This is a genomic window from Inquilinus sp. CA228, from assembly GCF_052078665.1.
Taxonomy (GTDB): domain Bacteria; phylum Pseudomonadota; class Alphaproteobacteria; order DSM-16000; family Inquilinaceae; genus Inquilinus.
This window is the reverse complement of record NZ_JBQJIK010000032.1, coordinates 56,010-81,888: the sequence shown is the minus strand read 5'-3', so window position 1 is coordinate 81,888 and position 25,879 is coordinate 56,010. Positions and strand designations below refer to the sequence as shown.

The 25,879-nt window shown below is 69.1% G+C and carries 21 protein-coding genes; 11 read left to right on the top strand and 10 right to left on the bottom strand.

What is annotated here, in order from left to right; all coding sequences use genetic code 11:
- Window positions 1-220 precede the first annotated feature (220 nt).
- The 3 genes from ACTOWL_RS17625 to ACTOWL_RS17615 all read right to left on the bottom strand — a co-directional run bounded on the left by ACTOWL_RS17625 (window position 221) and on the right by ACTOWL_RS17615 (window position 2,985).
- The gene (locus tag ACTOWL_RS17625) at window positions 221-1,918 is read right to left on the bottom strand and encodes an AMP-binding protein (RefSeq protein WP_441322561.1); all 1,698 of its coding nucleotides are present in this window, start codon (window positions 1,916-1,918) and stop codon (window positions 221-223) included.
- 91 nt (window positions 1,919-2,009) lie between these two features.
- On the bottom strand, window positions 2,010-2,297 hold the full coding sequence (locus tag ACTOWL_RS17620; protein WP_441322560.1) for a hypothetical protein: 288 nt from the start codon (window positions 2,295-2,297) through the stop codon (window positions 2,010-2,012).
- Between the two features lie 223 nt (window positions 2,298-2,520).
- On the bottom strand, window positions 2,521-2,985 hold the full coding sequence (locus ACTOWL_RS17615; protein ID WP_441322559.1) for a VOC family protein: 465 nt from the start codon (window positions 2,983-2,985) through the stop codon (window positions 2,521-2,523).
- A 302-nt stretch (window positions 2,986-3,287) separates the two neighbouring features.
- On the opposite strand from ACTOWL_RS17615, the gene ACTOWL_RS17610 reads away from it, so the two are divergent.
- The 4 genes from ACTOWL_RS17610 (at window position 3,288) to ACTOWL_RS17595 (ending at window position 7,488) form a co-directional block, all read left to right on the top strand.
- Window positions 3,288-3,566 carry a hypothetical protein gene (locus ACTOWL_RS17610; protein ID WP_441322558.1) on the top strand — a complete coding sequence of 93 codons (279 nt, stop codon included), beginning with the start codon at window positions 3,288-3,290 and terminating at the stop codon, window positions 3,564-3,566.
- A gap of 74 nt (window positions 3,567-3,640) precedes the next feature.
- Complete coding sequence (locus ACTOWL_RS17605; RefSeq protein ID WP_441322557.1) at window positions 3,641-4,702, top strand: glycosyltransferase family 4 protein; 1,062 nt, start codon at window positions 3,641-3,643, stop codon at window positions 4,700-4,702.
- Entirely contained in the window at window positions 4,699-6,876 is a 2,178-nt protein-coding gene (locus ACTOWL_RS17600; RefSeq protein ID WP_441322556.1) for an amylo-alpha-1,6-glucosidase, read from the top strand. The genes ACTOWL_RS17605 and ACTOWL_RS17600 overlap by 4 nt, the downstream gene beginning before the upstream one ends.
- 57 nt (window positions 6,877-6,933) lie before the next feature.
- Window positions 6,934-7,488: a hypothetical protein gene (locus ACTOWL_RS17595; protein ID WP_441322555.1), complete on the top strand. Its 555-nt coding sequence runs from the start codon at window positions 6,934-6,936 to the stop codon at window positions 7,486-7,488.
- Between the two features lie 132 nt (window positions 7,489-7,620).
- Here the strand turns inward: ACTOWL_RS17595 and ACTOWL_RS17590 are convergent, their stop codons facing one another.
- From ACTOWL_RS17590 to ACTOWL_RS17580, 3 genes are all read right to left on the bottom strand, one after another.
- Window positions 7,621-7,833 (bottom strand): type II toxin-antitoxin system HicB family antitoxin, encoded by a 213-nt coding sequence (locus ACTOWL_RS17590; RefSeq protein WP_441322554.1) that lies wholly within the window; start codon window positions 7,831-7,833, stop codon window positions 7,621-7,623.
- 199 nt (window positions 7,834-8,032) lie between these two features.
- A complete protein-coding gene (locus ACTOWL_RS17585) occupies window positions 8,033-11,743 on the bottom strand; it encodes a vitamin B12-dependent ribonucleotide reductase (RefSeq protein WP_441322553.1) in 3,711 nt (1,236 codons plus the stop codon).
- 464 nt (window positions 11,744-12,207) lie between these two features.
- Window positions 12,208-12,717 (bottom strand): GNAT family N-acetyltransferase, encoded by a 510-nt coding sequence (locus ACTOWL_RS17580; RefSeq protein ID WP_441322552.1) that lies wholly within the window; start codon window positions 12,715-12,717, stop codon window positions 12,208-12,210.
- 109 nt (window positions 12,718-12,826) lie between these two features.
- Here ACTOWL_RS17580 and ACTOWL_RS17575 point away from each other — a divergent pair, with 109 nt between their 5' ends.
- Window positions 12,827-13,408 (top strand): DJ-1/PfpI family protein, encoded by a 582-nt coding sequence (locus ACTOWL_RS17575; RefSeq protein WP_441322551.1) that lies wholly within the window; start codon window positions 12,827-12,829, stop codon window positions 13,406-13,408.
- A gap of 14 nt (window positions 13,409-13,422) precedes the next feature.
- Here the strand turns inward: ACTOWL_RS17575 and ACTOWL_RS17570 are convergent, their stop codons facing one another.
- The 3 genes from ACTOWL_RS17570 to ACTOWL_RS17560 are packed head-to-tail and all read right to left on the bottom strand — an operon-like array spanning window position 13,423 to window position 14,909.
- The gene (locus ACTOWL_RS17570; protein ID WP_441322550.1) at window positions 13,423-14,004 is read right to left on the bottom strand and encodes a hypothetical protein; all 582 of its coding nucleotides are present in this window, start codon (window positions 14,002-14,004) and stop codon (window positions 13,423-13,425) included.
- Window positions 14,004-14,438, bottom strand: coding sequence for a bleomycin resistance protein (locus ACTOWL_RS17565; protein ID WP_441322549.1), 435 nt, complete (start codon window positions 14,436-14,438; stop codon window positions 14,004-14,006). Before ACTOWL_RS17565 ends, ACTOWL_RS17570 begins: the two co-directional genes overlap by 1 nt.
- A 36-nt stretch (window positions 14,439-14,474) precedes the next feature.
- Entirely contained in the window at window positions 14,475-14,909 is a 435-nt protein-coding gene (locus tag ACTOWL_RS17560) for a GNAT family N-acetyltransferase (RefSeq protein ID WP_441322563.1), read from the bottom strand.
- A gap of 171 nt (window positions 14,910-15,080) precedes the next feature.
- Between ACTOWL_RS17560 and ACTOWL_RS17555 the strand changes: the two genes are divergently transcribed.
- From ACTOWL_RS17555 to ACTOWL_RS17545, 3 genes are all read left to right on the top strand, one after another.
- Window positions 15,081-19,049 (top strand): PAS domain-containing protein, encoded by a 3,969-nt coding sequence (locus ACTOWL_RS17555; RefSeq protein ID WP_441322548.1) that lies wholly within the window; start codon window positions 15,081-15,083, stop codon window positions 19,047-19,049.
- A gap of 152 nt (window positions 19,050-19,201) precedes the next feature.
- Window positions 19,202-20,041: a helix-turn-helix transcriptional regulator gene (locus ACTOWL_RS17550; protein WP_441322547.1), complete on the top strand. Its 840-nt coding sequence runs from the start codon at window positions 19,202-19,204 to the stop codon at window positions 20,039-20,041.
- 107 nt (window positions 20,042-20,148) lie between these two features.
- Window positions 20,149-23,232 (top strand): beta strand repeat-containing protein, encoded by a 3,084-nt coding sequence (locus ACTOWL_RS17545; protein ID WP_441322546.1) that lies wholly within the window; start codon window positions 20,149-20,151, stop codon window positions 23,230-23,232.
- 13 nt (window positions 23,233-23,245) lie between these two features.
- Here the strand turns inward: ACTOWL_RS17545 and ACTOWL_RS17540 are convergent, their stop codons facing one another.
- Window positions 23,246-23,716 carry a GNAT family N-acetyltransferase gene (locus tag ACTOWL_RS17540; RefSeq protein ID WP_441322545.1) on the bottom strand — a complete coding sequence of 157 codons (471 nt, stop codon included), beginning with the start codon at window positions 23,714-23,716 and terminating at the stop codon, window positions 23,246-23,248.
- An 89-nt stretch (window positions 23,717-23,805) separates the two neighbouring features.
- Here ACTOWL_RS17540 and ACTOWL_RS17535 point away from each other — a divergent pair, with 89 nt between their 5' ends.
- From ACTOWL_RS17535 to ACTOWL_RS17525, 3 genes are read left to right on the top strand one after another with little or no spacing between them, the layout of a single operon-like run.
- Window positions 23,806-25,092, top strand: a complete 1,287-nt coding sequence (locus tag ACTOWL_RS17535) for an amidohydrolase family protein (protein WP_441322544.1) — start codon at window positions 23,806-23,808, stop codon at window positions 25,090-25,092.
- A gap of 60 nt (window positions 25,093-25,152) precedes the next feature.
- A complete protein-coding gene (locus tag ACTOWL_RS17530; RefSeq protein WP_441322543.1) occupies window positions 25,153-25,392 on the top strand; it encodes a type II toxin-antitoxin system VapB family antitoxin in 240 nt (79 codons plus the stop codon).
- Window positions 25,392-25,790, top strand: a complete 399-nt coding sequence (locus tag ACTOWL_RS17525) for a type II toxin-antitoxin system VapC family toxin (protein WP_441322542.1) — start codon at window positions 25,392-25,394, stop codon at window positions 25,788-25,790. The genes ACTOWL_RS17530 and ACTOWL_RS17525 overlap by 1 nt, the downstream gene beginning before the upstream one ends.
- The last annotated feature ends 89 nt before the right edge of the window (window positions 25,791-25,879 follow it).

Sequence of the window (25,879 nt, the reverse complement as noted above, 5' to 3'; positions counted from 1 at the left end):
GGAACACGCTATTCTTGTGCTGCATGGCGTTGCCCTTTGCTGTCCCGACACGTTGCCAGACGTTCGAGACACAGCAGAATCAACGCCATGCGCCTTGTCCACAAAAACTCAACCGGACAGCCGTGGGCTTGACCCGAGGATCCAGGGGCGGCCGGAGCGGCTCTTGGTGGCCCCTGGATTGCCGGGTCAAGCCCGGCAATGACAAAAAGAAAACGTCTTTCTAGGCGGTTTCCGCCGCCTTGATCCCCAGCTCCTCCTCCATCGCCTCGCGCATCCGGAACTTCTGGATCTTGCCGGTCACGGTCATCGGGAAGGCGTCGACGAAGCGGATGTAGCGCGGGATCTTCTGGTGCGCGATCTGGCCGTCGCAGAAGCCGCGCACCTCCTCGGCGGTCAGCACCTCGCCCTCGCGGATGCGGACCCAGGCGCACAGCTCCTCGCCGTATTTCGGGTCGGGCACGCCGAACACCTGCACGTCCTGGATCTTCGGGTGGCGGTACAGGAACTCCTCGACCTCGCGCGGATAGACGTTCTCGCCGCCGCGGATCACCAGGTCCTTGATGCGGCCGACGATGCTGCAGAAGCCGTCGGCGTCGAGCACCGCCAGGTCGCCGGAATGCATCCAGCCGGCGGCATCCACCACCTCCGCCGTCTTGTCCGGCTGGTCCCAGTAGCCGCGCATCACCGAATAGCCGCGGGTGCACAGCTCGCCGCGCTCGCCGCACGGCACGATCCGGCCCTCCGGGTCGACGATCTTGACCTCGAGATGCGGGTGGATCCGGCCGACGGTGGCGACGCGCCGCTCCAGCGTGTCGTCGACCGCGCTCTGGAAGCTGACCGGGCTGGTCTCGGTCATGCCGTAGCAGATGGTGATCTCGCGGATGTTCATCTGGCCGACCACCCGCTTCATCACCTCGATCGGGCAGGGGGAGCCAGCCATGATGCCGGTGCGCAGGCTGGAAAGGTCGAACTCGCCGAAGCGCGGATGGTCGAGCATGGCGATGAACATGGTCGGCACGCCGTAGAGCGCGGTGCAGCGCTCCTCCGCCACGGTGGCCAGGGTCGCCAGCGGGTCGAAGCCCTCGCCGGGATAGACCATGGCGGCGCCGTGGGTGACGGCGGCGAGGTTGCCCATCACCATGCCGAAGCAATGGTACAGCGGCACCGGGATGCAGATCCGGTCCTGCTCGCCCAGCGCCAGGCCGCGGCCGACGAAGTACCCGTTGTTCAGGATGTTGTGGTGGCTGAGGGTCACGCCCTTGGGTGAGCCGGTGGTGCCGCTGGTGAACTGGATGTTGGCCGGGTCGTCGAATTGCAGCGTGCCGGCGACCTGCGCCAGCCGGTCCCGCTCGGCCGCGCCGCCCAGGCCGGCGACGCCGTCGAAGGGGATGGTGCCCGGAGCGGAACCCCCGATCTGGATCACCGCGCGCAGCGCCGGCAGCTTCGCCGCCTGCAACCGGCCGGGCTCGGCCGTCGCCAGCTCCGGCGCCAGGGTGTTGAGCATGCCGAGATAGTCGCTGGTCTTGAACGCGGTGGCGGTGACCAGCGCGGCGCAGCCGACCAGGTTCAGCGCGTATTCCAGCTCGGCCAGCCGGTAGGCCGGGTTGACCGTGACCAGGATCAGCCCGGCCTTGGCGGCGGCGAACTGGGTCAGCGCCCATTCCGCTCGGTTCAGCGACCAGATGCCGATGCGGTCGCCGGGCTGCAGGCCCAGCGCCAGCAGGCCGGCGGCGAAGGATTCGGCCCGCTCGGCGAGGTCGCGCCAGCTCCAGCGGAGGCCGAGGGCCCCCTGGGCCCGGTCGATCAGCGCCGGCCGGTCGGGCCAGCGCGCGGCGGCGCGGTCCAGCGCCTGGCCGATGGTCTCGCCCAGCAGCGGCGCATCGGCGATGCCGCTGACATAGCTCGGTCCGCTGACCATGGCGCGCCTCCCGATCCGCCTCGCCGTTTCGGGACAGTCTAGCGGTCGGGCACCCGCTTGCGCAGGCCGAAAACGCCCCCGCGCGGGGCGGCTACTCGATCCAGCCGCGCACGTCATTGGCCGCCACCAGCGCCTTGTCGAAGGCGCGGAGGTCGAAGCGGCGGACCTCCTCCTCCTCGGCGGCGGTCAGCGGGTCGGCGCGGCGCATCTCCGCCTCGGCCGTCGCATCCTCGCCTCGCCGCAACAGCTCCGTGGCGTGCTTCCAGTTGAGCCGCTGCCGGGGGCCCGGGCCCGAGCCGGTCTGCGCCCAGTCGCGCAGGCCGATGCAGAGGGAGGTAAACAGCAGAAGGCCGGGATCGTCGTTCGATTCCTGGCTCATGGGGACTCCAAGCGATTCTGTTCCGGAATGACATGGCCCGGAGCCGCGCAGGGGCAACCGAAACCCATGGGCAGGCCGTGCCGGCCCATTCGCCGCCCGGACTAGCGCAGCCCGGATGCGGGCGTCAACGATTGATGACGGCATCCGGGCCGCCGGGCAGGGTCGCTCGGCGAAGGATCGCGAGGGGGATGGGGAGGGCGCCGGACGCCCTCCCGTCACCGCATCAGGCCGGGGTGGCGGCCGGGGAGGTGATCATCCAGGACACGCCGAAGCGGTCCGCCACCATGCCGAAGCGCGAGGCGAAGAAGGTCGGGCTCATCGGCATCTGCACCTGGCCGCCATCGCCCAGGGCGCCGAACACCTTCTCCGCCTCGGCATCGGTCGGCATCTCGAGGGCCAGGGAGACGCCCTTGAACTCAGGCTTGCCCTGGCACATGCCGTCGGAGACGAACAGCGTCGTGCCGCGGATGGTGACGCAGGCATGCATCACCTTCTCGGCCATGTCGGCGGTCATCGGGCCGCAGCCCTCCTGCGGCTGGGCATCCGGCTGCGGCGGCGCGTCCTTGAAACGGAACACCTGCTCGACCCTGGCGCCGAGGGTGCGCGTGTAGAATTCGAGCGCCTCGTCGCAACGCCCGTCGAAGAACAGGTACGGCTTGATCGCCTGGGAAGCGGACTGGTTCTGCATGGCGGCGTTCCTCTCCTTGTGGTCTCGGACCGGCTGAACGAGTCAGGGTCTGACTCAAGGACGTATGGCACCGACGCGATTCGACAGCCCCGACGAATTTTTTTCGGCATCGGCCGGCCTGGCGAGAAATTCATCGCAGTCTCGGAACAAGATCGGCCCCACACCGGTTGGAAAGCGCGTCGACCTCATCCATGCGAGCGGGACGGCAGGCTCCCCGGACCTTCACGGTAGAGGCGCCCGGCGACGCTCGCGATCAGCATGCCTCGGTGACCGGGGCCGCCCCTGGAAGAGAAAGGACCCGCATGACCGGTTCCGCATCATCCATCAGCGCAAGAGTGGTCGCTGCCTATCGCTCCAGCCGCGAGGCGGGGGCGGATGAATGGACCGCGTGCGAGAAGGCGCTCGATGTGTTCCGCCGGGTTCATCCGGACGCCTCCTCGGATTTCGCCAACACCTTCGTCTCCGAGGTCCTGCGGCAGGCCTATCCGCCCGATCGCGTCGCGCGCCCGTCGGTGCCGGCCGCCGCGGCGCTCCGCCGCACCGCGCATTCGACCGGGATGGGCGCCGGCCCGCATTCGTAGCCCTCCTTTGCGGCACGGCCGCAGGCGGGCTCCTGCGGCCGGTATCGGCTGCGCGCATGTCACGGACAGGATCGATGAAGATCGCCCAGATCGCTCCCCTTTATGAAGCGGTGCCGCCCCGGCTCTACGGCGGCACGGAACGGATCGTCGCCCATCTGTCCGACGCGCTGGTCGATCTCGGCCACGACGTCACCCTGTTCTCCAGCGCCGACGCCCACACCCGGGCCCGGCTGGTGCCGGTGCGCGACCAGGCGATCCGGCTCGACCCCAGCCCGCTGAAATCCGACTACGCCGCGCATCTGACGATGCTGCACGAGCTGCGGCGGCGGGCGGACGAATTCGACATCCTCCATTTCCATGTCGACCTGATCCATTTCCCGCTGTTCGAGGCGATCGCCCCCCGCACCGTGACCACCCTGCACGGAAGGCTGGACCTGAAGGACCTGCCGGAGGCCTATCGCCGCTTTCCGGACTTTCCGCTGGTCTCGATCTCGGATTCGCAGCGCCTGCCGCTGGCCGACGCCAGCTGGGTGGAAACGGTGCATCACGGGCTGGCGGAGGACCTGTTCCATCCGGCGCCTGCGCCGAAGGGCGACTACCTCGCCTTCCTCGGCCGGATCTCGCCGGAGAAGCGGCCGGACCGGGCGATCGAGATCGCCCGCCGATCCGGCCGGCGCCTGCGCATCGCCGCCAAGGTTGACGACGCCGACCGGATCTATTTCAAGGAGGCGATCGAGCCCTTGCTGTCCGACCCGCTGGTCGAGTTCATCGGCGAGATCGGCGACGACGCCAAGGCGGAGTTCCTCGGCAACGCCGCCGGCCTGCTGTTCCCGATCGACTGGCCCGAGCCCTTCGGCCTGGTGATGATCGAGGCCATGGCCTGCGGCACGCCGGTGATCGCCTGGAGCTGCGGCGCGGTGCCGGAGGTGATCGACCATGGCACCACCGGCTTCATCGTGCGGTCGATGGCGGAGGCGGAGGCGGCGGTGGGGCGGCTGCCGGCGCTGGACCGCGGCGAGATCCGCCGGGGCTTCGAGCGCCGCTTCTCCAGCCGGGTGATGGCCGAGCGCTATGTCGAGCTGTATGGCCGCCTGGCCGAAGCCGGCTCGCCCTCGACCCTGCTGGCGGCCGAATGAGCCGGCCCGAGCCCGAGCTGGTTCCGGGCGAGGCCGCGCCGGATCCGGCGCCGCCGCCGGACCTCTCGGCCCGGCGGGTGCCGCTGCGGATGTATTCGCTGAAGCACGGCGACACCTTCCTCGTCGCCGACGCCCTCGGCAACATCGCCGGCGACGATGACGGGCTGTTCCACAACGACACCCGCATCCTGTCCCGCTTCGTCGTCCTGCTCGGCGGCGAGTTGCCGTCGCTGCTCGGCGCTGGGCTGAGCCAGGACAACGCCGTCTTCACCAGCCATGCCACCAACCGGACGCCGTCGCCGCTGGGCGACGAGGGGCTGCCGCAGGGGGCGATCCATCTGCAGCGGTCGATGCTGCTGTGGAACGACCGGCTGTACCAGCAGATCCGGATCGAGAATTTCGGCCAGGCCGAGGTCCGGGTGCCGCTCGCCCTCCGCTTCGGGGCGGATTTCCGCGACATGTTCGAGGTGCGCGGCGCCACCCGGCTGCGGCGCGGCCGGCTGGCCGGTCCGGAAATCCACGGCGACGCGGTGGTGCTGCGCTACCAGGGGCTGGACAAGGTCGGGCGCCAGGCCGTGATCCGGTTCTCGGAAGCGCCGCAGCGCCTCGATGGCGACATCGCGGAGTTCGTGTTCCAACTGCCGGGACACGGCGCCGTCGATCTGTATGTCGAGGTCGGGGCGGAGGAAGCAACGGCGCCCGGCCGGGGCCGGTTCCGCCAGGCCGCCGCCCAGGCCCGACGTCGGATGCGGGCGCTGTCGCGGCACGGCACGGTGCTGCGCAGCTCCGGCCGCTTGTTCAACGACTGGATCGACAAGTCGCGGGCCGACCTGTCGCTGCTGGTCACCGAGCTGCCGACCGGGCCGTACCCCTATGCCGGCATCCCCTGGTTCTCGACCACCTTCGGCCGCGACGCGATCATCACCGCGCTGCAGACGCTGTGGCTGAGCCCGGCGCTGGCGCAAGGCGTGCTGCGCTTCCTCGCGTCGCGCCAGGCGCTGGAGGCGTCCGCCTTCAAGGACGCCCAGCCCGGCAAGATCATGCACGAGGCGCGCCGGGGCGAGATGGTCGCGCTCGGCGAGCTGCCCTTCGCCGAATACTATGGCGGGGTCGACACCACGCCGCTCTTCATCATGCTGGCCGGCGCCACGGCCAGCCGCACCGGCGACATGGCGCTGATCGACGAGCTGTGGCCGGCGCTGCTGCGCGCCATCGCCTGGGTCGAGCGGGTGGCCGACGGCAACCCCAACGGCTTCCTCGACTACGCCCGCAGCTCGGAGAAGGGGCTGTCGAACCAGGGCTGGAAGGACAGCCATGATTCGGTCTTCCACGCCGATGGCCGCTTCCCGGAGGGGCCGATCGCGCTGGTCGAGGTGCAGGGCTATGCCTTCGCCGCCCTGCGCACCATGGGCGATCTGGCGGCCCAGCGCGGGCTGGACGACGAGGCGACACGGTGGCGGGTGCGGGCCGAGGCGCTGCGCGTCGCGGTCGAGAGCCGGTTCTGGATGGAGGATCAGGGCTTCTACGCCCTGGCGCTGGACGGCCACGGCCAGCCCTGCCGGGTCCGCGCCTCCAACGCCGGGCACCTGCTGTATTGCGGCCTGCCGGCGCCGGACCGGGCGGCGAGCGTCACGCGGCAGCTGCTCGACACGCCGTTGAACTCGGGCTGGGGCCTCCGCACCCTGGCCCGCGGCGAGGCCAACTTCAACCCGATGTCCTACCACAACGGCTCGGTCTGGCCGCATGACGGGGCGCTCTGCGCCGCCGGCCTAGCCCGCTACGGCGAGCGCGAGGGCGTCGTCCGGCTGCTCAGCGAGCTGTTCGAGACCGCGTCGCATTTCGGCATGCGGCTGCCGGAGCTGTTCTGCGGCTTCCCGCGGGCGCGGGGCGAGGGGCCGATCGCCTATCCGGTCGCCTGCCTGCCGCAGGCCTGGGCCTCCGGCGCCGTGTTCATGATGCTGCAGGCCTGCCTCGGCCTCCGCGTCGACGGCGCCCGCAACCGCATCCGCATCGACCGCCCGCATCTGCCGATCGGCATCGAGACCCTGACGGTCGAGGCGCTGCCGGTCGGCGAGCGGCAGGTCACCCTGACCTTCCAGCGCATCGGCGACCGGGTCGTGGTGTCCCCGCAGGGCGCCCGGCCGCAGGAGGTCGACATCATCGTGCGGATGTGAGGCTGGCTGGGACGATTGGTCCCTCAAAGCTCGTCTTATGAGCCCTGGGTCGGGCCGATGACGACCGAAGGCTCTCCGATAGACGGCCGAGCCTGCTATCGCGCAGTTGTGGCGCCGGCTGGATTCGCACCTTTGCTGACATTTTCGCTAAGCGAACTTCCCCTGGAGTTGAAACCGACAGGCTGCGAAACTGGCAGCATGAACAATTCGGAAGCGCTCAGCTTTGACGCCTCTGAGCAAGCCATTCTCGACAGGATCGACGGCCGCCTTCGTGCTCAGGGCTGGGCCAAGCATGTCACGACCGTTCGGCTGCTACGGGATTGGCAAGCGCTTTGCACTTCCGTGAATCGATATCGCGGTACGATTGACGATTACACCAACGATCTAACCACGCGCGATGGGCTTGAGGTCGTGCTTAGGGAGTGCGACGAGCCTCTCCGCACCAAACTCGTTATTTTGATCGAACAAGCCGACGGCGAATTCCTTGCGGCGACCCAAGTCGACATCGGGCGCGTTTTGAGGCGCTATTTTCGGATCAACGAATCATCAGAATGGTGGTGGAAGCGCACGCCGACAGCAGGCCCGCTCGCGGAGTATCTGAATTCTGGGTAGTGTCGCTTGGCTAAGGATCTAGGCAGGCTGTCTTCGATCCGAGGAGGGCTCTCCGGACCAAAATGACACCTTCCGAAATACCCCTTACCGACACTCCAAACAATATTTGTTAAATCTTGGTGTGGATTAAGTCTAAGCTGCACGTGACGGCTTTGGTACAGGTCGGCCTTGCTCTTCAGCCGCTTCGATCCAACTGGCGATTGCATCAAGAACGTTGGTCACTGCCTCCTGCGGCGTCTCGCCATCGGACATGCAGCCTGGCAGATCCGGCGCCTCAGCAAGAAAGCCGCCGCCGTCCTCTACAGCCAGCGGGCGTACCGTGAGCAGGTAGTCGGTCGGCTTCACACCGAATCCCTCGTCAGGCGATCAATCATCTCAATGTCATGCCTGGACTTGATCCGGGCATCCAGAAAATGTCGACGCACTCTGGATTGCCGGGCCAAGCCCGGCAATGACAAAGAAAGGGGCCTGTAACAAACAAGAAAGTGCCCGGGCTCGCGCCCAGGCACCTCTTTTCTTCTCGCTTCCTATCGCCCTCCGGGCCTCAGCTGCAGCCGGTGGTGCCGCCGCAGGTCTCGCATTTCAGGCAGGTGCCGTTCCGCACCAAAGTCATGTTCTGGCATTCGGGGCAGGGGTCGCCCTCATAGCCCTTGGCCCGTGCCTCGCGGATCTTGGCCAGGCGGACATCCGCCGTGCCGTTCAAGGCCGCGCTGCGCAGCGGCACCGGCTCCGGCGCCAGGGCCGTCGCACCCTCGGTGCTCAGCGCCGTCGCCACGCCGCTGACCAGCTCCTGCATCTCGGCCACCCGGGCGACCGCGACGTCGCGGACGTTGCCGCCCTCGAACACCCGGAAGTTGCCGCGGACGAAGCCGGTGGACGCCACCTTGCGGATCGGCGCCGCGGCCACGGCCGGAATCTTGCCGTCGTCCTGGGTCACGCCCTTGCCGACCGTGTCCGGCGTCAGGTCGTCCGGAGTCGCGTGCGCCAGGTCGCTGCGGTCGAGATAGGACACCGCCAGCTCGCGGAAGATGTAGTCGATGATCGAGGTCGCCATCTTGATGGCGTCGTTGCCCTGCACCGGGCCCGAAGGCTCGAACCGGGTGAAGGTGAAGGCCTCGACGAACTCCTCCAGCGGCACGCCGTACTGCAGCCCGATCGAGATGGCGATGGCGAAGTTGTTCATCAGGCTGCGGAAGGCGGCGCCCTCCTTGTGCATGTCGATGAAGATCTCGCCCAGCTTGCCGTCGTCGTATTCGCCGGTGCGGAGATAGACCTTGTGGCCGCCGACGATCGCCTTCTGGGTGTAGCCCTTGCGGCGGTGCGGCAGCTTTCCGCGGATGCCGGTCTTGTCGACGATCCGCTCGATCACCCGCTCGACGATCCGCTCCGCCACCATCGGCGCGCGGACGCCGGTCGGGGCCTCGATGATGCGGTCGACCAGGCTGTCCTCCTCGTCCTCGGCATCGTCGTCGAGCAGGGCGGAATTGAGCGGTTGGCTCAGCTTCGAGCCGTCGCGGTAGAGCGCGTTGGCCTTGAGGCAGAGCTGCCAGGACAGCAGGTAGGCGTCCTTGCAGTCCTCGACCGTCGCCGCGTTCGGCATGTTGATGGTCTTGGAGATCGCGCCCGAGATGAAGGGCTGCGCCGCCGCCATCATGCGGATGTGGCTGTCGACCGACAGGAAGCGCTTGCCGATGCGGCCGCAGGGGTTGGCGCAGTCGAACACCGGCAGGTGCTCGTCCTTCAGCTCCGGCGCCCCCTCCAGGGTCATGGCGCCGCAGCAGAAGGTGTTCGCCGCCTCGATCTCGGCCCTGGAGAAGCCGAGGAAGGCGAGGAGGTCGAAGGTCACGTCGTCCAGCGCCGCCGCCGGCACCTTCAGCGTCCCGGTCAGGAAATCGTCGCCGAGGCTGTAGCGGTTGAACACGAACTTGATGTCGAAGGCCGATTTGAGGCCCAGCTCGACCGCGTCGATCGCGGCCTGGGTGAAGCCCTTGGCCTTCAGCGCCGCCCAGCCGATCGCCGGCGAGGTCTCCAGCGTGCCGTGGCCGACGGCGTAGCGGATGATCGCCTCGATCTGGTCGTCGCCGTAGCCGAGGACGCGCAGCGCCTCCGGCACCACCCGGTTGATGATCTTGAAGTAGCCGCCGCCGGCCAGCTTCTTGAACTTCACCAGGGCGAAGTCGGGCTCGATGCCGGTGGTGTCGCAATCCATCACCAGGCCGATCGTGCCGGTCGGCGCGATCACCGTCGCCTGGGCGTTGCGGTAGCCATGCGCCTCGCCGAGGCCGAGCGCGCGGTCCCAGGCGCGGCGGGCGGCGGCGACCAGCTCCTGGTCCGGGCAGGCATCGGCCTCCAGCGGCACCGGGGCGATCGACAGGCCCTCATAGCCGTCGGCCTCGCCATAGGCGGCACGCCGGTGGTTGCGGATCACCCGCAGCATGGCGGCCGAGTTCTTCTGGTAGCCGGGGAAGGGGCCGACCGCCTTGGCCATCTCGGCCGAGGTGGCATAGGCGACGCCGGTCATCAGCGCGGTGATGGCGCCGCAGAGCTCGCGGCCGTCGACGCTGTCATAGGAGATGCCCGCGGCCATCAGCAGGCCGCCGATATTGGCGTAGCCCAGGCCGAGGGTGCGGAACTCGTAGGACAGGCGGGCGATCTCGCGGCTCGGGAACTGCGCCATCATCACCGCGATCTCGAGGGTGATGGTCCACAGCCGGCAGCCATGCTCGAAGGCCGGCACGTCGAAGGACCCGTCCGCCCGGCGGAAGGTCATCAGGTTCAGCGACGCCAGGTTGCAGGCCGTGTCGTCCAGGAACATGTATTCCGAGCACGGGTTCGAGGCGTTGATCCGCCCCGAATCCGGGCAGGTGTGCCACTCGTTGATAGTGGTGTCGAACTGCAGCCCGGGATCGGCCGAAGCCCAGGCGGCGTGGCCGATCTTCTCCCACAGGTCGCGGGCCTTCAACGTCTTCGAGACCTTGCCGTCGATGCGGCGGATCAGCTGCCAGTCGCCATCCTGCTGCACCGCTTCGAGGAAGGTGTTGGTCAGGCGGACCGAGTTGTTCGAGTTCTGGCCGGAGACGGTGAGGTAGGCGTCCGAATCCCAATCGGTGTCGTAGACCTTGAAGTCGAGGCCGGTGTAGCCCTGGCGCGCGAAGTGGATGACGCGCTGGACGTAGTTCTCCGGCAGCATCGCCTTGCGGGCGCCGATGATGGCGCGCTTCAGCGCCTTGTTCTGCTTCGGGTCGAAGCGGTCGCCCGTTTCGGCGTCGGAGGTGCCGTGGCACGCCTCCATCACCTCGTTCAGGTGCTTGCGGGCGAGCTTGGAGCCGGCGACGAGGGCCGCGACCTTCTGCTCCTCCACCACCTTCCAGTCGATATAGGTCTCGATGTCCGGGTGGTCGATGTCGACCGTGACCATCTTGGCGGCGCGGCGGGTGGTGCCGCCCGACTTGATCGCCCCGGCGGCACGGTCGCCGATCTTGAGGAAGCTCATCAGGCCGGAGGAGCGGCCGCCGCCCGACAGGCGCTCGCCCTCGCCGCGCAGCTTGGAGAAGTTCGAGCCGGTGCCGGAGCCGTATTTGAACAGCCGGGCCTCGCGGACCCACAAATCCATGATGCCGCCTTCGTTCACCAGGTCGTCGGCGACCGACTGGATGAAGCAGGCATGCGGCTGCGGCCGCTCATAGGCGCTGTCGGACAGGCGCGGCTCGCCGGTCTTGTCGTCGACATACCAATGGCCCTGGGCCGGGCCGTCGATGCCATAGGCCCAGTGCAGGCCGGTGTTGAACCATTGCGGGCTGTTCGGCGCCGCCATCTGCTGCGCCAGCATGTAGCGCATCTCGTCGAAATAGGCGCGGGCGTCGGCGGCCGAATCGAACAGCCCGCCCTTCCAGCCCCAATAGGCCCAGGTGCCGGCCAGGCGGTCGAACACCTGGGTCGCGGTGCGCTCGGCGCAGACGCGCTCGGATTCGGGCAGCTCGGCCAGGGCCTTCTCGTCGGGGACGCTGCGCCACAGGAAGTCCGGCACGCCCTTCTCGCGGACGCGCTTCAGCCGGGCCGGGATGCCGGCCTTGCGGAAGTATTTCTGCGCCAGGATGTCGGACGCGACCTGGCTCCACTCGGCCGGCACCTCGATGTCGGTCTGGCGGAACACCACCGAGCCGTCGGGATTGCGGATCTCGCTGGTCGCCGACCGGAACTCGATCCCCTCATAGGCGTCGTGCCCATCGGCCGTGAAACGCCGTTCGATCCGCATGGCCCCCGATCCTCCTTCATCCGTCGCGCTGTCCGCGACCCCCGCCTGATACCCAGCGGGGAGCACATCCCCGCGCCGAACCCGTTCAGCGACTCGCGTCGCCAAGCCGCCACAGACCAGTCAAAGAACCTTCATCATAAGTCAAAAAACAAGTATTGAAATTCAGATTCTAATTCTCCTGTGGATAAATCAGTGGACAGGTCAGTTAATACCCAGTGAGAAACCTGCGGATACTTTCCGTGAGCCGCAGAATCCGGCGGCTTTCCGGACCCCGATCCGGTCCCGCCCGCGAGAGAATCGCCACAGATCCGATTCTTGTGGCTGACCCTACCCGTGGGTGGTTTCCCGTATCAAGGCCCCAGATATTGTGTCAGTTTCGTGGCTTGCGCAAGCGCGGAATCGCAGAGTTCAAGTCGTTCCGCATGCGGATTCAGCATGGGAATCACGGGGTTGCCCGAGATTCCTCAGCTTTCAGGGAAACCCAGAAGCAGATCGGGCAGGCCTTCCTCGTTGTCGGAGCCGTCGCCCTCGCTGAGAATCACGCCGCCATGCGACCGGTAGAAGGCGAGGGCGCGGGCGTTGTGGGCGAAGCAGTAGAGGCGCAGCCCGGGGGTGTCGCGCCGGGCCCAGGCCAGCAGCGCCGTACCGATGCCGCGGCGGTGATGCTCGGGGTGGATGTAGAGCTGGTCGAGCCAGCCATTGTGGAGCGCGGCATAGCCCACCGGCGCGCCGTCGCGGCAGGCGATCATCACCTGCGACTGCCGGATGGTGCGCAGCAGGAAGCGGCGGATCGAGGTGCGGCTGTGCAGGTTCGGGATCGCCGCCGATTCGCGGGCCCGGCGGTGGATCGCCGCCAGCGTGCCGGCATCGGCATCCGTGGCCGGCCGCAGCGTCAGCCCGGCCGCTCCATCCTTGCTTGGGCTGGCGTCGTCCAAGGCGGTCCCGCCGATTCCGTCCGAAGCTGCCGCGACCATGCGGGCGGGGCTCCAGGGCGTCAAGGCTCGGGCGTCAAGGCCGATGGGTGATGGCCCTGGCGCCGAATCCATGGTAGGAACAAATAAAGAACTCATTCAGGAGGAAGCCATGGCCAAGAGCATCGCCGCTGTGTTCCTCGACGGCTGGGCGGATTGGGAGGCCGGTCCGGCGCTGGCCGGGCGCGAATGGGTGGGCGGGGGCGAGACCATCGCGGTCAGCCTGGATGGCAAGCCGGTCCGGTCGATCGGCGGCCTGCTGCTGCAGCCCGACCGGGCGATCGCCGACCTCGACCCGACAGCCGCCGACATGCTGCTCCTGGTCGGCAGCGACGGCTGGGCGCAGCAGGGGCCCTTCGCTCCGGTGACCTCGGCGCTGCAGGCCCGGGCGCAGGCGGGCAAGCCGAGCGCCGGGATCTGCGCCGGAACCCTGGCCCTGGCCGCCGCCGGCCTCCTGGACGACCGGCCGCACACCAGCAATAGCCTGGAGTTCCTGGCCGGCCACGTGCCGGCCTATCGCGGCCGGGTCCACTATCAGGACCGGCCCTGCGTCGGCGACGGGCTGGTGATCACCGCGCCGGGAACGGCGCCGATCGCCTTCGCCGCGACGATCTTCCGGACGCTGGTGCCGGAGCAGGAATCGACGATCGCCGAGTTCGAGCGGCTGTTCGCGCTGGAGCACCGGGCGGCGTAACCCCGCCCGGCGGCTCACCCGTCTCCGATCCGGTCGAGCAAAGCGCGGCCGCGCGGCGACAGGCGGTAGCCGACCTCCAGGCTCTCGGTCAGGCCCAGCGCTTTCAGCTTGCGCACATCGGTCTTGAAGGCGGCGGTGTCGCGGCCGAAGCGGGCGGCGAGTTCCGGCGCCCGGGTGCCGGGCTGTTCGCCGATCAGCTGCAGCACCGCCCGGGTCCAGACGCCGTGCCGGGCCGAGCGGTCGAGCCGGTCCAGCCGCTCGCGCAGCGCCGCGACGTCCTCGGCCGTGAGGTCGTCCTGCTGCCGCAGCGCCGTGCGCGGATCCTCGCCCTGCAGACGGAAGGCGATGCGATAGAGCTCGCCCTCCGCCGGCCCCAGGCCGGCGAGCAGGTCGTCCCGGCCAGCGACTCCCGCCCGGCGGGCCTCCGCCTCGGTGATGCGGTCGGCGGCGACGATCTCGACCGCCTCGATCGCCAGCACCCCGACCGGCGTGGTCAGGGTGCCGCCTGCCCGCACCGTCGGCCGGCGCCAGCGGCGGAAGGCGAGGGTGACCGTGCCGACGGCGATGCGGTCCAGGACCGGGCGCTTGAACAGCATCAGCCTTCTCCTGCCGAGGCCGGCCGCGAGCCGAGGTTTCGGAAGAAGCGCAGCAGATAGCCGTCGGGATCCTGGACCACGAACTGGCGCTGGCCGAGGAGCCTGGTGTCGCGCCGGTACCAGCGCTCCTCCAGAGGCCGTTCGATGGGGGCACCGCTGGCGAGGACAGCGGCGTGTAGCGTGTCGAGGTCCGCGACCTCGATCTGCAAGTTGACGCCGCGGCCATAGGGATGCTCCAGCGGCCCGGCCAGCCAGGTCCGGCCCGGGTCGGCGGGTTGATCCAGCATCAGCGCCGCGCCCTCCCGCACCAGATAGGCGAAGCGCTCCTCCGGCCGGTCATACAGCACGGCGAAGCCCAGCACACCGGTGTAGAAGCGGCGGCTGCGGTCGATGTCCGAGACATAGAGCTCCGGCACGAGCTTGGGCGCGGCCATGGTGATTCCCCTGGCGAACAGCCTGGCCGATGCCCCTCACAGCTCCAGCTTCATGCCCTCATGGCTGGCGACGAAGCCGAGCCGGGCATAGAAGCGGTGGGCGTCGGGCCGGCGCTTGTCGGTGGTCAGCTGGGCCAGGGCGCAGCCGCGCGCCCGGGCCTTGGCGATCGCCCATTCCATCATCGCCTGGCCCGCGCCGCGGCCGCGCAGCGCCGAATCGATACGGACGGATTCGATCTGCGCCCGCCAAGCGCCGCGACGCGACAGGCCGGGGATGAAGCTGAGCTGAAAGCAGCCGACCACCTTTCCGTCCAGCTCCGCCACCACCACCTCCTGGTTCGGGTCGGCGGCGATCGCGGCGAAGGCGGCCTGGTAGGGCGCCTCGACCGCGGTCTCGCGGGTCTTGCCAAGCGGGTCGTCCGCCAGCAGCCGCAGGATCGCCGGCAGGTCGGCCGCTTCGGCCGTGCGCATCGTCACATTCATCATCCGCTCCGGAATTCCGTCACTCGCGATAACGGCCTATCGTGAAGGCTGTGCCCATTGCGAGTGCCACCATGGTCGTCGAGCAGTGATGTTATGAACGATAGTCCCGGACGAGGGCCAGGGCGCCGGAAACCGCCCGTCCTTCCCGGCAAGATGGATTTGCTGCGCCGGATCATCGACCAGGCGGCGGTCAGCATGGCGATCGCGGGGCCGGATGGCCGCTGCCTGCAGGTCAATTCCGCCTTCTGCGCCATGTTCGGCTACACGGCGGAGGAGTGCGTCGGCCGCACCGTCGACGACATCGTCCATCCCGACGACCGGGCGGCGGTGCAGGACGGCCTCGACGCGCTGCGGCGCGGCGACGTCGAGACCCCGCGCGCCGAGCGGCGCTATGTCCGCAAGAGCGGCGAGACCTTCTGGGGGATGGTGACTGCATCGGCCCTGCGCGACGCGGCCGACGGCCCGCCGACCCACTACATCCTGCAGATCGTCGACATCGGGCCGCAGAAGCAGGCGGAGGCGGACCTCACCGCCAGCGAGCTGCGCTGGAACGTCGCCATGAGCAGCGCCGGGCAGGGGATCTGGGACTGGGACCTGGCCGAGGGCCGGATCTGGCGCTCGCGCCAGTGCCCGGCGATGCTCGGCTTCCCCGAGGGCGAGATCCGCGAGGTCGGGGACGGCTGGTGGCGCAGCAGGATGCATCCGGATGATGTCGACCGGGTGCTGCTGGCCTTCGACCGCCTCGTCGCCGGCCGCGACTCCGATTACGACATGACCTACCGCCTGCAGCACAAGGACGGGCGGTGGGTCTGGATTCTCGCCCGCGGCAAGGTGGTGCAGCGCGCGCCGGACGGTCGGCCGCTGCGCCTGATCGGGACCAACACCGATGTCACGGCCCAGACCGAAGCCGAGGCCAGGGCCGGGACCCTGCACGAACGGCTGCAGGTCGCGATCGAGGCCGGCGGGGTGGGCATCTACGAGCTCGACTTCGTTACCGGCCGGTACCGCTGGGACGAGCGGATGCATGCGCTGTACGGGCTGCCGCCGGACGGCTTCGACGGCACGCTGGAAGGCTGGCTGCGGCTGATCCACCCCGACGACATCCCGCATGTGATGCGGCAATACGACGTCGCGCTGCAGCAGACCTCGATCTATCAGGCCGACTACCGGATCCTGGCTTCGGGCGCGGTGCGGCATGTCCGGTCCCTGGCCCGGGTGATCCGGGCCGCCGACGGCTCGCCGCTGCGCGCGGTCGGGACCAACTGGGACATCACCGACCACAAGCAGGCGGAAGCGCGGCTGTCCGCCCTGAACGAGCGGCTGGAGGTCGCGCTCGACGCCGGCGGCGTCGGCATCTACGAGATCGACTTCAAGACCGGCGAACGCCTCTGGGACGCCCGGACGCATGAGCTCCACGGGGTGACCCCGGACACCTATGACCACACACCCGAGGGCCTCCGTCGCATTCTTCCTCCGGACGATGTGGAGCGAGTCACCCGCATCCACGACGCGGCCGAGCGCGATCATGCCGCCCAATACCGGGTCGACTACCGGGTCCTGCACCAGGCGTCGGGCACGACCCGACACATCCGCGCCTCGATCCGGCTGACCTATGCGTCCGACGGGTCGCTGCTGCGCGGCCTCGGCGCCTGCTGGGACATCACCGACGACGTCGAGCGCAACCGGCGTCTGCACGACACCCTGGCCCTGCTGCAGGCGGTGATGAAGGGCACGCCCGACCTGATCTATGTGAAGGACCGCGACGGCCGCTACCTCCTCGTCAATCCGGCTGTCGAGAAGGTCATGGGGCGGGCGGGGATCGACGTCATCGGCCGCCACGACACCGAGATCTTCCCGGCCGAGACGGCCCGGGCGCTGATCGAGAACGATCGCCACGCCCTGGAGACGGGGGAGACCTTCACGACCGAAGAGGTCGCCGTGGTCGCCGGCGTGTCACGCATCTACTCCTCGGCCAAGGCGCCGTTGCGGGACGAGCACGGCGCCGTCATCGGGCTGATCGGCACCTCGCGCGACCTGACCGAGATGAAGACGGCCGAGGCGGCGCTGCGCCGCAGCGAGGCGCGCTGGCAGTTCGCCCTCGACGGGGCGGGCGACGGCATCTGGGACTGGGACATCGACACCGGGCACGTCTTCTACTCGCGCCAATGGAAGGCGATGCTGGGCCATGAGGAGGACGAGATCGGCGCCACCGTCGGCGAATGGTCCGACCGGGTGCATCCGGACGACCTGCCCAGCTGCTGGGCGATCATCGACGACCACCTCGCCGGCCGGTCGCCCGACTTCGTGCTGAAGCACCGGATGCGGGCCAAGGACGGGTCCTGGCGCTGGATCCTCGACCGCGGCAAGGTGGTCGAGCGCGCCGAGGACGGCCGGGCGCGGCGGATCATCGGCACCCACACCGACATCACCGACCATGTCGACCTGGCCGAGGCGCTGTTCGAGGAGAAGGAGCGGCTGCGGGTCACCCTGCATTCGATCGGCGACGCGGTGATCTCGACCGATGCGCTGGCCCGGGTCACCTTCATGAACCCGGCCGCCGAGCAGATGACCGGATGGCCGGCGGAGGAGGCGATGGGCCAGCCCCTGCGCCAGGTCTTCCGCCTGATCGACGAGGCCGGCGCCGCCGTTCCCGATCCCGTGGAATCCTGCCTCGAACGGATGCAGCCCTACCATCTCGACGACGACGTCGTCCTGCTGGCGCGGGGCGGCGAGCGGCGGCACATCCGGGATTCGGCGGCGCCGCTGCGCACCCCGGCGGGCGAGATCATCGGCGCGGTGCTGGTGTTCCAGGACGTCACCCGCGACCGCACGCTGCAGCAGGCGCTGGCGCATTCCGCCAGCCATGACAGCCTGACCGGCCTGCCCAACCGCCTGGCCTTCGAGCGGGCGCTGCGCGAGGCCTGCGAACAGGCGCAGCGCGACGGGCGCGAGCACGTGCTGTGCTTCATGGATCTCGACCGGTTCAAGATCGTCAATGACGGCGCCGGCCACGCCGCCGGCGACGCGCTGCTGCGCGAGGTCGCCAACCTGCTGCGCCGGCGCGGCCGCGAGGGCGACCTGGTCGCCCGGCTCGGCGGCGACGAATTCGCCCTGCTGCTGCGCGACTGCGCGATCGGCGACGGCGTCACCATCGCCCGGCAGATCATCCGCGCCGTGGCCGGGCTGCGCTTCACCTGGGACGACAAGGCCTATCCGATCGGCGCCAGCATCGGGCTGACCGTGGTCGCCGCCGACGGGACCCGGGCGGACGAGCTGCTGAGCCAGGCGGACGTCGCCTGCTACACCGCCAAGACGGCCGGGCGCAGCCGGGCGTCGGTCTATGGCGGCGACGGCAGCGCGGCGCAGCGCCATCGCCGCGAGATCCAGGTCGCGGCCGGCATCCGCGACGCGATCGAGGCCAACCGGTTCCGGCTGTTCGCGCAGGAGATTCGCGATCTGCGGCCCGGGGCGCCGCAAGCGCGCCATTTCGAGATTCTGCTGCGGATGCAGGACGACAATGGCGATCTGGTCGCGCCGGCCGGGTTCATCCCGGCCTCGGAACGATACGATCTGATGGGCAACATCGACCGCTGGGTGATCCGCACCGCGCTGCACGGCTATGGCCCGCAGCTGCGCGCCGCGCCCGATCTCTCGATCGGCATCAACCTCTCGGCCAACACGCTGGACGACCCGTTCCTCTGGCCCTTCCTGAAGGAGGAGTTGGCCGCCTCCGGCCTCGCATCCGGGCGCCTGCATCTCGAGATCACCGAGACCGCGGTGATCAACAACCTGGCCGCGGCCAGCCGGTTCGTCGCCAAGGCGCGGGCCGCCGGCTGCGCCGTGGTGCTCGACGATTTCGGCAGCGGCCTCAGCTCCTTCGCCTATCTCCGGCAGTTCCCGGTCGACGGGCTGAAGATCGACGGCGGCTTCATCCGCCAGATCACGACCAGCGCGGTCGACCGCGCCATCGTCGAATCGATCAATGCGATCGGCCATCGCCTCGGCGCCGTCACGGTCGCCGAGCAGGTCGAGGATGACGAGACGCTCGCCCTGGTGCGTGCCATGGGGATCGACCAGGCCCAGGGGTTCGCGGTCGAGCGGCCGAGACCGCTGGAGAGCCTGTTCTGAGGGTTCGCTCCGACTCCAAGGCGAGCTTTCGCAGCAAATTCTGAGGGTGTGCGCTCCATCACCGCGACAAGATCCGGTCAGATCCAGTATTCTCTTATGCACGGCATGTGCAGCGCCGGGCCCCGCCTGGCGTGCGAGAGAGAGGGGATATCATGCAAGGCCGTTCCATCGGCAGGTCGGCGGCTCGGCCGGCGGTCGATGTTTCGCCGTCCTTCGCCCGGGCGGACGACCACTCGGTCCTCGGGCTGATCGACCAGATCTATGACGCCGGCATCGGCAACGAAGACTGGCTCGCGGTGCTGCGCGTGCTCGGCGCGGCGCTGGGCGGCGAGGCGGTGGTGCTGCGCCGGATCAGCCCGGCCGCATCGTGCCCCGCGACCATGGCGTCCGAGACCGACCCCGATTATGTCGAGCGCTACAACGCGCATTTCCACAAGCTGCTGCCGCTGCTGCCGCTGCTGCCGCTGCTGCCGCGGCTGGAGCCCGGCTCTACCTTCGCCCATTCGGCGCTGATCCCGAACGCGGATTATCACCGCACGGAGTTCTACAACGACTTCATGCGGCCGCAGGGCAAGGACCACGGCCTGTACTGGGTGGATTTCGACCGGCGCAACCTGTCGGCGATGCTGTCGGTCTGGCGGCCCCGGCGGCGGCCGGACTGGGATGACGAACAGGTCCGGACGCTGCGCGCGATCGGGCCGCATCTCAGCCGGGCGCTGCGGATCGAGCGCGGGCTCGCCACGGTGGGAACATCCGCGCCCGCCATGGCGCTGCCCACGGCCCCGGCGTCCCGGTCGCCGCTGACCCCGCGCGAATGCGACTGCCTGACCTGGATCGCCCGCGGCGCATCGAGCAAGGAGGTCGCGCGCCGGCTGTCGCTGTCGGTCTACACCGTCAATGAGTATGTCGCCTCGGCCATGCGCAAGCTCGGGGCGGGCAGCCGTGCGGAGGCGGTCGCCATGGCGCTGCTCCGCGGCGCGATCAGCGGCTGATCGGGCGAAAATCGCGCAACAAAATAACTGCAAAACGAACCGTCATTAGCATCCTTTTCCGGCAGGATCGGACAAGAAAATTCTCGTTTTCCGATCAGGGATTCATCATGGCGGTCATCAACGGCACCGAGTTCATCGATTTCCTCGACGGCACGGCCAACAACGACACCATCAACGGCCTCGGCGGCAACGACACCCTCACCGGTCTCGGCGGCCGGGACACCATGAACGGCGGCGACGGGAACGACCGGCTCATCGGCGGAGTCGGGGCGGATTTCCTGAACGGCGGGGCCGGGGTCGACACCGCCGACTACCGCGACAGCGCCGCCGGGGTGACCGTCACGATCGGCGGCACCGGCAGCGGCGGCGACGCCCAGGGTGACGCGGTCGGCGCCGATATGGAGAACATCGATGGATCGGATTTCGACGACACGCTGATCGGCTCGGCCGCCGACAACCGGCTGGTCGGCGGGGCCGGCAACAACATCCTCTCCGGCCTCGACGGCAACGACACGCTGACCGCCGGGAACGTCGCGGGCCAGGGCAATGACGAACTCGACGGCGGCGCCGGCGACGACACCCTGACCGCGGGCGACGGCACGGATATCCTGACCGGCGGCGACGGCAACGATATCCTCCAGGGCGGCGCCGGCGCGGACACGCTGAACGGCGGCGCCGGCGTAGACCGGATCACCTACGCCTCCAGCATCGACGGCGTGGCGATCGACCTCTCGGCGCTGACGGCGTCCGGGGGCGACGCGCAGGGCGATGTGATCGGTCCGGACATCGAGGATGTCTACGGCTCGAACCAAATCGACGGCCTGACCGGGTCGGCCGGGGCCAACGACATGCGCGGCCTGGGCGGCCGCGACACGATCGACGGCCGGGACGGCAACGACGACATCAATGGCGGCGCCGGCAACGATTTCCTCTTCGGCGGGGCCGGGAACGACGTGCTCCATGGCGGGATCAGCGACCTGAACGGCACCAGCGGCGACGACATGCTCGAAGGCGGGGCCGGCGCCGACACGCTGAACGGCGGCGCCGGCGTCGATACCATCGTCTACAACGGCCCGGCCGGGGTGACGGTGACCATCGGCGGCGTCGGCGTCGGCGGCGACGCCCAGGGCGACAGCATCGGCAGCGACATCGAGAACATCCAGGGCACGAACGGGTTCGACGACGTCCTGACCGGGTCGGTCCAGGGCAACCTCCTGCTCGGCAGTGGCGGCAACGACACGCTCAACGGCCTGGACGGCGACGACCAACTCGACGGCGGCTCTGGCAACGATGTGCTCCTGGGTGGCGCCGGGGGGGACCTACTGCTCGGCGGGGCCGGCAGCGACACCATCGCCTATGACGGCTCGACCGCGGTGACCATCGACCTGACCACCTTCACCGCCCTGGGCGGGGACGCCGAGGGCGACAGCTTCGGCACCGACATCGAGAACGTCCGCGGCACCGGCTTCAACGACACCCTGACCGGCTCTGCCGTCGCCAATCTGCTGACCGGCCAGGCTGGCGCCGACGAGCTGGCCGGCCTGGCCGGGAACGACACGCTCAGCGGCGGCGACGGGAATGATCTCCTCACCGGGGGCGCCGGTGCGGACACCCTGTCCGGCGGCGCCGGCATCGACACCATCAGCTATGACGGCCCGGCCGGGGTGACGGTCAACCTGACCACCCTGACGGCGTCCGGCGGCGATGCCGATGGCGACGTGATCGGCGCCGACATCGAGAACATCGCCGGCACCGACGGCTTCAACGACGTCCTGACCGGCTCGGCCGCGGCCAATGTGCTGTCCGGCTATGGCGGCGCCGACACGCTCATCGGCATGGCTGGCAACGACAGGCTCGAAGGCCTGGCCGGCATCGACGTGCTCCGCGGCGGGGCCGGGGCCGACACGCTGGACGGCGGCGCCGGCAACGATACCGCGATCTATTCCGACAGCGCGGCCGGGATCACGGTCAGCCTCGCCACCGGCATCGGCAGCGGCGGCGACGCCCAGGGCGATATCCTGATCGGGATCGAAAATATCATCGGCACTCAGCTCAACGATACCCTGGTCGGGAACGCGGAGGCCAACACGCTGCGGGGCCTGAACGGCAACGACGTGCTCCGCGGCGGCGCCGGCGTCGACGTCCTCGAGGGCGGCGCCGGCACCGACACTGCGAGCTACTATGACAGCGCGGTCGGGGTCACGGTCAGCCTGGTCACCGGCACCGGTCTCGGCGGCGACGCCCAGGGCGACACCCTGACCGAGATCGAGATCCTCTCCGGCAGCCAGGGCAATGACAGCCTCACCGGGAATGCCGGGGCCAACACGCTGCAGGGCTGGAACGGCAACGACGTGCTCCGCGGCGGGGCGGGGGCCGATGTGATGGACGGCGGCGCCGGCACCGACACCGCCAGCTACTATGACAGCGCGGTCGGCATCACGGTCAGCCTCGCCGGCGGCACCGGTGCGGGCGGCGACGCCCAGGGAGATACCCTGATCGGGATCGAGAACATCAATGGCAGCCAGGGCAGCGACACCCTGGTCGGGAACGCCGGGGCCAACAACCTGCAGGGTTGGAACGGCGACGACGTGCTCCGCGGCGGGGCGGGGGCCGACGCGCTGGACGGCGGCGCCGGCATCGACACCGCCAGCTACTATACCAGCGCGGTCGGGGTCGCGGTCAGCCTCGCCGCCGGCACCGGTATCGGCGGCGACTCCCAGGGCGATACCCTGACCGGGATCGAGAATCTTTCCGGCAGTCAGGGCAACGACACGCTCGGCGGGACTGTCGGCGCCAACACGCTGCAGGGCTGGAACGGCAACGATGTCCTCACGGGCGGGGCCGGCAAGGACACGCTCGCCGGCGGCGCCGGGGCGGACCAGTTCCGGTTCACCGCCCTCGGCGACAGCGCGGTCGGGGCCAATGCCGACGTCATCACCGACTTCAGCCACGCCCAGGCCGACCGCCTCGACCTGGCGGCGATCGACGCCAACACCACGGTGGCCGGCGACCAGGCCTTCAGCTTCATCGGCAACGCGCTCTTCACCGGCGTGGCGGGTCAGCTGCGCTTCGCCTTCAGCGCCCCCGGCGTCACCACCGTCGCCGGCGACGTCAACGGCGACGGCACCGCCGACTTCCACATCCAGCTGACCGGCACGATCGGCCTCGTCGCCGCCGATTTCGTGCTGTAGGCGGCGGGAGCAATCAGGCAGCGGGGATTGGCTTCGCCATGTGCACGATGGTGTACTCGCCCCGCTGCTCCTGATGCGTCTCGCTGTAGCCGCGGGCGGCGTAGAGGGCGCGGTTCTCCGACATCCGGATGTTGGTGTAGAGCCGCAGCTCGGCGATGCTGCGGCGCCGGGCCTCGCGCTCGGCGAAGTCCAGCAGCCGGCCGCCGAGGCCGCGACCCTGATGGCCGGGGTCGACCGCGACATTGACGATCAGCAGGTGGTCGGGCTCGGGCCTCAGCTCGATCAGGGCGATGCAGCCATGGATGCCGTCGATCGCCCAGATCTCGTGCTCGGCCAGGGCGCGGACATAGTCGGCGCGCATCGGCTTCGGCTCGATCCCGACGCTGATGATCCATTTCGCATAGGCGCGCCGGACCAGGGTCCGGATCACCTCCGCCTCGTCGGGCCGGGCCCGGCGGATCTCGCCCCATGTCGTGTGGAACATGGGTGCTCTCCCGTCTTTCCATGCACTGGCCGCATGCTATCGTCGGCGGCGCTTTTCCCTCAGTGAAATTCCCGAAGGCCAGTCCCGCCATGGATCTCGTCCTGCGCAACGCCAACCTGCCCGACGGCCGCACCGGCATCGACATCGGCGTCGAGCACGGCCGCATCGTCGCGGTCGAGCCGCACCTGGCGGCGGAGGGACGCGACGAGATCGACGCCGGCGGCCGGCTGGTGACGCCGCCCTTCGTCGACTCCCATTTTCACCTGGATGCCACGCTGTCGCTCGGCCTGCCGCGGCTGAACCGGTCCGGCACGCTGCTCGAGGGCATCGCGCTGTGGGGCGAGCTGAAGCCGCAGCTGACGCAGGAGGCGGTGATCGCCCGGGCGCTGGCCTATTGCGACCTGGCGGTGGCGCAGGGGCTGCTGGCGATCCGCAGCCATGTCGATGTCTGCGACGACCGGCTGCTGGCGGTCGAGGCGCTGCTCGAGGTCAAGCGCCGGGTCGCGCCCTATCTCGACCTGCAGCTGGTCGCCTTCCCGCAGGACGGGCTGTACCGCTCCGCCACCGCCGAGCGCAACCTGCTGCGCGCGCTCGACCTCGGCGTCGACGTGGTCGGCGGCATCCCGCATTTCGAGCGGACCATGGCCGACGGCGCCGCCTCGGTGCGCCGGCTGTGCGAGATCGCGGCGCAGCGGGGGCTGCCGGTCGACCTGCATTGCGACGAGAGCGACGACCCGCAGTCCCGCCACATCGAGACGCTGGCGGCGGAGACCCATCGCCTCGGCCTCGGCGGTCGGGTGACGGGGTCGCACCTGACCTCGATGCATTCGATGGACAACTACTACGTCTCGAAGCTGATCCCGCTGATGCGCGAGGCCGGGGTGGCGGCGATCGCCAACCCGCTGATCAACATCACCCTGCAGGGCCGCCACGACACCTATCCGAAGCGCCGCGGCATGACCCGGGTGCCGGAGCTGATGGCGGCCGGCATCACCGTCGCCCTCGGCCAGGACTGCGTCATGGACCCGTGGTACGCGATGGGGTCGGCCGACATGCTGGAGGTGGCGCATATGGCGGTGCATGTCGGGCAGATGACCGCGCTCGACGCCATCGGCCGCTGCTTCGCCGCGGTGACCACCGAGGCGGCGAAGATCCTGGAGCTCGACGGCTACGGCCTGGCGCCCGGCTGCCGGGCCGATCTGGTGCTGCTGCAGGCCGCCGATCCGTTCGAGGCGGTGCGGCTGAAGGCGACCCGCCTGCTGGTGCTGCGTGCCGGCCGGATGATCGCCCGCACGCCGGAGCGGGTGACCGCGCTGGACCTGCCGGGCCGCCCGGTCACGGTGGTTCCGACCTTCACGCCGGGGTCGATTGCGTGATGGTCGTCGTTGTCTAGATGGATATCTGGGATTATCTATCCGGATAACAGGAGGCCTGTGATGCCCTTTCACATTCGAGACGTGGAAGCCGATGGACTGGTGCGCGAGCTCGCACGGCGCCGGCGGATCGGCCTGACCGAGGCCGTGAAGCTGGCGGTCCGCAATGAGTTGCGCCGGGAGGACGAGACGGTTCCGTTGCAGGAACGCATCGCCAAACTGCGCGCCGAGGTTTTGTCCCGTCCGGCGACTGGTCTCGTTGCAGACAAGCAATTTTTTGACGAGCTCAGCGGCGACGTCTGATGTTCGTCGACGCCTCGGCGATGATCGCCATGCTGGTTGGCGAGACCGGAGCTGTCCAGCTTGCCGACGACCTTGCTGCCGCCGAAAACCGGATGACATCGGCAATCGCTGTCTATGAAACGGTCACGGCGCTGTGCCGCATCCGCTCCTACAGCGTGCCCGAAGCTCGGGATGTCGTTGCGCGTTTCCTGTCGGCGGGCGATATCCGGATCGTGCCGATCGGTGAAGCTGAAATGGACATTGCCCTGACCGCATTCGATCGTCTCGGGAAAGGGCGCCACCCCGCCGCGCTCAATATGGGCGACTGTTTCGCCTACGCCGCGGCGAAGTCCCATGACGTACCATTGCTCTACAAGGGAGACGATTTCTCGAAGACCGATCTGGCCCGCCGGCGATAGCGGTTCGGCCGCTCAGATCGGGATTGTGCCGATCGTCGCGGAAGTGTCATGCTGACCCTCCAAAAGGGCCCGCAGTGATCGGGCATTGG